Raw genomic sequence first — 7,964 nt, forward strand, 5'->3', positions numbered from 1 at the left:
TCCTATTTTATAAGTATATTTAGAGGCTTCTAAATTATGTATTCAGATTTTGCACTTGCTAAATACTCTAAATTCAACTTATTTTTTAATGCTGGATAATTAAAAGTAACACCATATTTTTGACTTATTGAGATTAAACTTAGTAAAGCTGTACCAACGTCCATGAAATTTAGAGGGTTTATAAGTGCTTTACCTAAGTCAAGGATATTAGAAGGACCTAAATCTAACGAAACTTCAAGATCAGATTTTTTATACACTTTAAACCTTTCTACTACAGTTTTATCTAATTCTTGAATAGCTATTCTCAAATGTTCTAATTCAACTTTTTTTAAAACTTCAATCTCTTCAGAATGTATCTTTTTTAAAACATTATCTAATGTTGAGTGCAAGGCTTTAAGTTCATCAGCTCGACGCTCTTTAAACTCTAAAATATCAATAATCGAATTCTTTTCGCTCAATTTAGGGATAGGCAATAAATTTGTAATTTTTAAACGTGTTAAATTTTGACGTAGTGAATTATTATCCGAATAAACAGGCTCATCAGATAAATGATGAATAATCCAATCATTTTTATCATCATCAAGTTTTTCTTTAACTATTTTCTCGAAACTCCATAATTGATCTTCACCACCACCGACTCCACCAGGCATAAATATCTTTGGATGTTCAAAACTTTTTCTCTCTAATACCCCTGCTTCCATTAGTTCTTTTTCAAAAGGTAAACCAATATGGATAACTCGACTAACCGTAGTAGCAACTTTATCCCAATATAAGCAGAAATAAATTAAATCTTCAGAATTATAAGAGCGTTTAAGATGAACATTATTTTGGCTAACATTCATAATGGCTGGTGGTATAACGACACATCTTTTCATAAATTCCTCTTATTTATTAGTAATAAATATTTTTAATACGTATTATTTATTTCTGCAACAAAAATATTTTATGCTTATTATTTGCTTACGTCACTCAACTCCCAAAAACAACAAAGCCCTGATACAATCAGGGCTAAGTTATTGATTTTAATCAAGTATCTGGCGGAAGCGGTGAGATTCGAACTCACGGAGGGGTATAAGCCCTCGTCGGTTTTCAAGACCGGTGCATTAAACCGCTCTGCCACGCTTCCATGTGCGTAAGAATACAAAGCTTGATTCTTTTATTCAAGAAAAATTTAACTGCAATGTATTCAAATGCATAATGTTTCATCAATTATCAAAGTTTTGCTGCTAATTCAGCACCATCACGAATCGCACGTTTTGCATCAAGCTCAGCAGCAAGCTTTGCACCACCGATAATATGATAATTGGCAAAGGTGTTCTCACCTTCTTTTGGCATCAAATCTTTTACAGATTCTTGACCAGCACACACCACGATCGTATCAACACGCAATAACTGATCATGACCATTGTGCTCGATCCACAATCCTTCATCAGTCACAGATTTATATTGAACGCCCCTTAACATACGTACTGCATGTTTTTTGAGTTGTGCACGATGAACCCAACCAGATGTTTTACCTAAACCGATACCAAGAGGTGTCGTTTTACGTTGTAATAAATAAATTTGGCGAACTGGCATTTCCACTTCAGGACGTTGAGTTCCACCTTCAGAAATATAGTCGGGATTTGGATCAACCCCCCATTCACGCTGCCATTCTGCTAAAGGTTGTGGTTGAGGCTGATGTGGCGGTTTTAACAAAAATTCTGACACATCGAAACCAATACCGCCCGCGCCGATAACTGCGACTTTATGCCCAACTTCAGCGCCTCTTAAAACTTCAGCATAAGATAAAACTTGTGGAGCTGTACTGCCCTGAATTTTTAAAGCACGAGGAACAACACCTGTTGCCACGATAACTTCATCAAAACCTTCACGTTCAAGTTGTTCACGATTTACGCGAGTGTTCAAACGTAAATCAACTCCAGTTTGTTTAAGTTGAACTTTAAAGTAACGAATCGTCTCATGGAATTCTTCTTTTCCTGGGACAACTTTCGCTAAGTTAAATTGACCACCAACATCATCACTTGCTTCAAACAACGTCACTGCATGACCACGACTTGCAGCGACTGTAGCTGCTGACATTCCAGCAACACCACCACCTACAACAGCAATACGTTTTGGTTTTTTAGTTTTAATATAAACCAATTCAGTTTCATAACACGCTTGTGGGTTAACTAAACAACTCACACGTTGATTTTTAAAGGCATGATCCAAACATGCTTGGTTACAGGCAATACAGGTATTAATCTCATCAACACGATTGGTTGCAGTTTTATTTACCCAGTATGGATCAGCTAAAAATGGTCTTGCCATTTGCACCATATCTGCTTTACCTGAAGCAATAATTTCTTCTGCAACATCAGGCATATTAATACGGTTTGAAGCAATGATTGGAACAGAAACATGCTGTTTAACATGAGCCGTATAGTCTACAAATGCAGCACGAGGCACAGAAGTGACAATCGTTGGGATACGTGCTTCATGCCAGCCAATCCCTGTATTTAATAAAGTCACGCCTGCTTTTTCAAGTGCCTTTGCTACTACGATCACTTCCTGCATTGTATTTCCGTCATGCACGAGATCCAGCATGGATAAACGGAAGCAGATAATGAACTTCTCACCCACTTTGGCACGGATTGCTTTTACAATTTCCACAGGAAAACGCATACGGTTTTCAATATCACCACCCCAGCGATCGGTGCGCTTGTTCACGTGGCTGCTAAGGAATTGATTGATTAAATATCCCTCTGAACCCATGATTTCAACACCGTCATACCCTGCTTTTTTAGCTAGGCTTGCACAGCGTGCATAGTCATCAATTGTAGCCAGAATTTGTGAATCTGACATTTGTCGTGGTTTAAATGGGTTAATTGGTGCTTGAATTGGCGAAGAAGAAACTGAAAATGGATGATATCCATAACGACCAGAATGCAAAATCTGCATAAGAATTTTTGAACCATGCTTATGCACAGCGTGAGTAACAAGACGGTGATGAGGAATATCCACCAAACTATTCATCGTACCACCCGCTGGCAATAACCAACCTTGACGGTTTGGAGAAATACCACCAGTGATAATAAGACCTACGCCCCCTTTTGCGCGCTCACCAAAATAAGCTGCAAGTTTAGGATAATTAAAAAAACGGTCTTCTAAACCAGAGTGCATTGAACCCATCACAACACGGTTTTTAATGGTCGTAAAACCCAAATGTAATGGTTTTAAGATATTTGCATAGCTAGTCATGGTATTCCTTCTATATTTATTGGCTTTGCAACTTGTTGCATAGTACTTTAACTGAATTTTTATACGTGTTTATGACTTTTTTTAAGAAAATGCTGACACTAAAGTCAAAACAAATGTAACCGTTATGATTTACATCTTAAAAATTCAATATTCCACATGAAAGCACACATAATTTTTCTGCTTAGTTTTTCTTTGAGGAAAACAAGCTCAATGAAAAGTGTTACAATAGCTCCGATTTTTTATTCTCAAGACCACCTATTCGGGGTCTTTACTAATAAACGTTAGGACAAGCAATGACTGATAATGCAACTATCTTGCAGCACGTACCTGTAGGCAAAAAAGTTGGGATTGCCTTTTCTGGTGGTCTCGATACTTCAGCAGCTTTATTGTGGATGAAGCAAAAAGGTGCGGAACCTTATGCTTATACAGCAAACTTAGGTCAACCTGATGAAGATGACTATGATGCTATTCCAAAGAAAGCTGAACAATACGGTGCAGTCAAAGCTCGATTAATCGATTGTCGTTTACAACTTGCTCTTGAAGGTATTGCTGCAATTCAATGTGGTGCCTTTCATATTAGCACTGGCGGTGTACCTTATTTCAACACAACACCTTTAGGTCGTGCAGTAACAGGTACTATGCTTGTGACAGCAATGAAAGAAGATGATGTGAACATCTGGGGTGATGGTTCTACTTATAAAGGTAACGATATTGAACGTTTCTATCGTTATGGCTTATTGACCAATCCAGCTCTAAAAATCTACAAACCGTGGTTAGACCAAACCTTTATTGATGAGTTAGGCGGTCGTGCGGAAATGTCACAGTTCCTCATCGACAACGGTTTTGACTATAAAATGTCAAAGGAAAAAGCGTATTCAACTGACTCTAATATGTTGGGTGCTACTCACGAAGCTAAGGATTTAGAATATCTCAATGCAGGTATTAAAATCGTAGACCCAATTATGGGCGTTGCTTTCTGGAAAGAAGATGTAAAAATTGATGCAGAAGAAGTATCAATTACTTTTGAAGAAGGTTTCCCTGTTGCATTAAATGGCCAGCGTATTGAAGATCCTGTTGAGCTGATCTTAGAAGCTAACCGTATCGGTGGTCGTCATGGTCTTGGTATGTCTGACCAAATTGAAAACCGTATCATCGAAGCAAAATCTCGTGGTATTTATGAAGCGCCTGGTATGGCTCTATTGCATATCGCTTATGAGCGCTTAGTTACAGGTATTCATAACGAAGACACAATTGAACAATATCGTATCAATGGTTTACGTTTAGGTCGTCTACTTTACCAAGGTCGTTGGTTCGATTCTCAAGCGCTTATGCTTCGTGAAACAGCACAACGTTGGGTAGCTAAAGCGATTACTGGTACTGTAACTTTAGAATTGCGTCGTGGTAATGATTACACGATTATGAATACCGAATCTCCTAACCTCACTTATGAAGCTGAGCGTTTAACAATGGAGAAAGGTGATTCAATGTTTACACCAATGGATCGTATCGGTCAGTTAACGATGCGTAACCTCGATATTACCGATACACGTGCAAAACTTGGTATCTACACTGAAACAGGTTTACTTGCTGTTGGTCAAGGTTCTGCAATTCCTCAATTGGAAAGCAAATCAAAGTAAGCGATTGATAAGTAAATTATCTTACAGAAAAGGCTGAATATATATTCAGCCTTTTTTAATAGCTCAATAAAAATCCTTAATAAAAAATCATTCCATAAATAGAACAATATGTCGCAATTAAAGACTATTTATAACCATTATGAATCGATATTATTACTATCAAGCAAAACATAAGAATTAGGAGATGAAAGATGAATGCTTATCTACATCGTAGTGAAAATCGCGGTCATGTAAAAGCTGGCTGGTTAGATACTTACCATAGTTTCTCATTTGGTAGCTGGTACAATCCGAAATACATGGGTGTGAGTGCATTACGTGTAATTAATGACGATACGATTGCAGCACATAATGGTTTTGGTACGCATCCGCATGACAATATGGAAATTCTAACCTGTGTACTAGATGGCACCATTTCTCATAAAGATAGTATGGGTAATGAAGGTCAAATTAATGCAGGTGAATGGCAATTAATGAGTGCGGGTACAGGTGTGACCCATAGCGAAATGAATAAACATGATAAAGCAGTGCATCTATTACAGATTTGGATTCAACCAAATGTTCAAGATGCTGCACCGACTTATCAGCAAATTCAGCTCAACCCTAAGGATCATCCTAACCAATGGCATCTAATCGCTGGTGATGAATCTGCACCAATGTTGATTCGTCAAAATGCTGAAGTAAAAACAGCTGTACTTGAGAAGGATCAACAATTAGAAATCACAGCAACGAAAAAAGTGAACTATGTTCACGTGGTTTCTGGTGAAGTTATGATTGCTGATCATCATGTAAAAGCTGGCGATGCTTTACTATTTGATGAGACTGCAACAATCAAGGGGCTTGAAGATGCCCAAATGATTTGGTTTGACCTACCATAAGTCGAAGTTTAACTCGTATCTCTCCCTCTGAGGTACGAGTTTTTTTAATCATGGTTATTACTATCACAACTGTTAGAATCCGAATTTGATTCATCACTAGAACGACATTCATCAGAATGCCGATCGTCATGTTCCTTATATGAATTAGATGCGGAAGTTGTTGAAGAATATGAATGACTATAATCAGCATTATCCTGTATAGACTTAACTTTCTTCGCTAATAAGATTAAGAAAACCAAACCAATGGTAAAGACTAAAATAATCAATATCAGCACCACAATCCCCTATTGCTACTCTAATTTTTGTTCCAAAATATAGTTTAGATTTTCTTTTAAAAATTGGCATTAAAAAAGCCCGATTAACGGGCTTTTCTACAACCTTGAACATTTTTAAAAACAATCAAAATTGTTTCGTTCGTTGTTAGCTGTGTATTCAGGTTGTCATATCTTTGTTCACTTAGGAAAGATTTCTCTTTAATCCTAAATAGTATATGACTTCCTTATTGATTAAATTATCACCAACACCAGTCTCAGTCAAGTAGCATAATGATGTGTGCTGATAAAAACGGAAGCTTTCACTTGGTAAACTAAACGTACTCATCAGGAGTTTACCATGAGCAAAAAACCAAAGTTTTATACAGCGGAATTCAAAGCTGAAGCTATAAAACAGATTGAAGAAAATAAAGGCAATGTTTCGGAAACAGCAAGACAGCTTGGCATATCCATGCAAACGCTTTCCAATTGGTACAGCAAAGCTAAATCTGGAACATTAGTTGGAACACAACAATATTCCCCTGAACTTGCTGCTCTGCTCGAAGAAAATAAGAAGCTGAAACAGCAACTTAAAACTGCGGAATTGGAAAGAGAATTCTTAAAAAAAGCAGTAGCGTACTTTGCCAAAGAAAGTCAGTGAGGTACGCCTGCATGAAACAGTATAAAGATACATACCCAATCACCATGATGGCGAAGCTGTTAAAAGTTTCAGTATCAAGATTTTATGAGTGGTTGAAAAGTGGCTTAAGCCAAAAACAAATTCGAAGAAATCAGCAGACTATCATGGTGAAAATAGCACATCAGGAGACCAATGAAAGCTATGGCTATATTCGCCTGAGTAAGCATTTACACGCTCAAGGTGTTCAAATTAGCCAATATGCAGTACGTACAATAAAGAAGGTCAATAAACTCTTTTGCAAGCGCCATAAGCGCTTTAAAAGAACAACAAACAGTGATCACAACCGTCCCGTCTACAAAAACTTATTAGAGCAAAAATTTAACGTGAGCACTCCAAACCACGCGTGGGTAAGTGACATTACCTACATTTGGACAAACGAAGGATGGCTATATCTGGCTGCTTCAAAGGATCTTTATACAAAGCAGGTTGTTGGCTATAGTCTAAATGAACGTATGACAGCACAGTTGGTCTGTGATGCTCTTAAAATGGCTATTCGGAATCAAAAACCGCCACAAGGCTTAATTGTTCACTCAGACAGAGGCAGTCAATATTGCAGTCATGTATATCGAAATATGATTGAAAAATATGATTTTCAAGGTTCAATGAGTAAGCGTGGAGACTGCTTTGATAATGCACCAATTGAAAGCTTCTGGGGCATATTAAAGAATGAACTTATACACCATCGTACTTATGAAACGAGGGAAAAAGCGAAAGCAGATATTACAAAATACATAGAGCTATTTTATAATCAGCAAAGAATCCAAAAAGGATTGGATTTTAAGACACCAAATCAAATGGCAGAGGACTTTTACAGGTTGGCTGTCTAGAATCCTCCCAAGCGAAAGCCTCCGTTTTTATCAACACACATCAGCCGCAACGTGTCAGTTTTAGGTGATTTTTTAAGTTCAAAATACGGCGATTTATTGTACTTATTCCCATTAAAACCGAACGGAGTTCCCCAAAAATACCCCGAAAATAAAAAAGCCCACTTTTAGAGTGGGCTTTAATATACTGATTTAACAGTGAATTTTGGTAGGTATATCCAGACTCGAACTGGAGACCTCTACGATGTCAACGTAATATTTTCATATTAAAATCAACAACTAAAGAATAATTGGTGCTAAATTGGTGCCAATTTTTTATGTAACAATATATTATCATTAATACTTATCGATAATAAAACCAATAAAAACTTTCCTTTATTTTTTAATTGTTATCGGCTTTGTTGCACAAACCTATCTGTAAAGGGTTTTTCAGC

5 protein-coding genes and 1 tRNA gene are annotated in these 7,964 nt (G+C 37.1%); 3 read left to right on the forward strand and 3 right to left on the reverse strand.

Going from position 1 to position 7,964, the window contains the following annotated elements; translation table 11 throughout:
- Positions 1-29 precede the first annotated feature (29 nt).
- The 3 genes from A2003_RS09195 to A2003_RS09205 form a co-directional block, all read right to left on the reverse strand.
- Positions 30-875, reverse strand: coding sequence for a DUF6236 family protein (locus tag A2003_RS09195; protein WP_151769490.1), 846 nt, complete (start codon positions 873-875; stop codon positions 30-32).
- Positions 876-1,035: 160 nt separating this feature from the next.
- Positions 1,036-1,126, reverse strand: a tRNA-Ser gene (locus tag A2003_RS09200).
- 86 nt (positions 1,127-1,212) lie between these two features.
- The gene (locus tag A2003_RS09205; RefSeq protein WP_039048318.1) at positions 1,213-3,243 is read right to left on the reverse strand and encodes an NADPH-dependent 2,4-dienoyl-CoA reductase; all 2,031 of its coding nucleotides are present in this window, start codon (positions 3,241-3,243) and stop codon (positions 1,213-1,215) included.
- A gap of 293 nt (positions 3,244-3,536) precedes the next feature.
- Between A2003_RS09205 and argG the strand changes: the two genes are divergently transcribed.
- From argG to A2003_RS09225, 3 genes are all read left to right on the forward strand, one after another.
- The gene (gene argG, locus A2003_RS09210; protein ID WP_004913003.1) at positions 3,537-4,880 is read left to right on the forward strand and encodes an argininosuccinate synthase; all 1,344 of its coding nucleotides are present in this window, start codon (positions 3,537-3,539) and stop codon (positions 4,878-4,880) included.
- A 191-nt stretch (positions 4,881-5,071) separates the two neighbouring features.
- Positions 5,072-5,755, forward strand: coding sequence for a pirin family protein (locus A2003_RS09215; RefSeq protein ID WP_004953417.1), 684 nt, complete (start codon positions 5,072-5,074; stop codon positions 5,753-5,755).
- Between the two features lie 612 nt (positions 5,756-6,367).
- A protein-coding gene (locus A2003_RS09225; protein WP_125316795.1) for an IS3 family transposase occupies positions 6,368-7,533 on the forward strand; the annotation gives its coding sequence in 2 pieces (ribosomal slippage) (positions 6,368-6,635 and positions 6,635-7,533; 1,167 coding nt in all).
- Positions 7,534-7,964 lie beyond the last annotated feature (431 nt).

It is taken from the genome of Acinetobacter sp. GWC1_38_13, assembly GCF_001767535.1.
Taxonomy (GTDB): domain Bacteria; phylum Pseudomonadota; class Gammaproteobacteria; order Pseudomonadales; family Moraxellaceae; genus Acinetobacter; species Acinetobacter junii.

What these genes read in the sequence shown, in the direction of transcription:
- A2003_RS09195 (WP_151769490.1), bottom strand. Translation starts at nt 875, where the DNA reads ATGAAAAGATGTGTCGTTATACCACCAGCCATTATGAATGTTAGCCAA.
- A2003_RS09205 (WP_039048318.1), bottom strand. Translation starts at nt 3,243, where the DNA reads ATGACTAGCTATGCAAATATCTTAAAACCATTACATTTGGGTTTTACG.
- argG (WP_004913003.1), top strand. Translation starts at nt 3,537, where the DNA reads ATGACTGATAATGCAACTATCTTGCAGCACGTACCTGTAGGCAAAAAA.
- A2003_RS09215 (WP_004953417.1), top strand. Translation starts at nt 5,072, where the DNA reads ATGAATGCTTATCTACATCGTAGTGAAAATCGCGGTCATGTAAAAGCT.